This window comes from Enterobacter cloacae complex sp. GF14B (genome assembly GCF_004136805.1).
GTDB lineage: Bacteria > Pseudomonadota > Gammaproteobacteria > Enterobacterales > Enterobacteriaceae > Enterobacter > Enterobacter hormaechei_C.
Genome location: NZ_QFRV01000333.1, coordinates 1 through 1,028, shown reverse-complemented (window position 1 = coordinate 1,028; position 1,028 = coordinate 1). Strand labels below are relative to the sequence as shown.

The 1,028-nt window shown below is 42.9% G+C and carries 1 protein-coding gene; it reads right to left on the bottom strand.

Annotated features, from left to right (window positions below; genetic code table 11):
• Window positions 1–800: 800 nt before the first annotated feature.
• The coding region (locus tag DD606_RS26285; RefSeq protein ID WP_219824251.1) for a hypothetical protein at window positions 801–1,028 on the bottom strand (228 nt) is incomplete at its 5' end.

Sequence of the window (1,028 nt, the reverse complement as noted above, 5' to 3'; positions counted from 1 at the left end):
TTCATGTAGCGGTGTGTAGATTCAATTTTGGTCATCTTCAGATTTCTCGCCAATCATTTTTCAAGATTTCTCTCAAGCTTTAAAGTGCCCCAATTGGAGTTGTGCTCATCAGGTTACAACTAGTTCGCTGCAGGGTTATGACTATGGCAGCCTAGTGGCAAATTGTGTGTAGACAGATTCGGAGGGCATGTATCTATGAATTGTGGAATTGATGTTGAAGTTGTGGGTTTGTGATGTTCAATGGTGAAAGGGGAGGCCCTTGTCTTCATATGCATTGGTTGGCGTGTGCTGTAAATCCATGCTTTGGCAGGGTTTTGCTCCTATGTGACATAGTCTCTTGGGTGGGTGATGGTCAGTAAATTCCCAAGGGGACTACTCTTGTTGGATTAGTGGTGTTTCAAAGGAGTTTCCCAAAGCTTTTGGTGTTCTTTTTTTTCTCTTTCAACGCTCTTGGGTGACATCACTATATAGAGGTGTTCTAGTTTGTTTGTTTCCCAACACCGGTTTCAAGCCAAAAAAATATTCTATAAAAGGCCATTGTGAATTTCCACCTCTCTCTAGGTGATGGTCACAAAGGCCCACCTAGGAGAATATCATTTTCTTATTTCTCCCAAAACAAAGCACCGGTCAACCGTTCGGGACATGGCTTCTTGCTTTGTATCTCTAGCTGAGGTCCCTAAACCTAATTAGTCATACTAAACTAAGCAGCATGCACCTATAAAAGAGCACTGACAGGTCACTATCACAAAAAATCAGCACTTGAAAGAGAAGTCACGCACACACACTGACTCCAAGGGTAGCTATGCACAGGAGTAGGATCTCTGCACACATGAAATTTCCCTAGAGAATGCACTATGGTCTCTCTCTCTCTCTCTCTCTCTCTCTCTCTCCGCGGTCTCCATTTCACCGAAACAAAGGTTTTTGTAAATACTTTCTTGAATCAAGTTTGCCCTTACATTCCAAAGGTTTTTCATATCCTCTATCCACATCCCCATCTCTCTCTCTCTCTCTCTCTCTCTCTCTCTCTC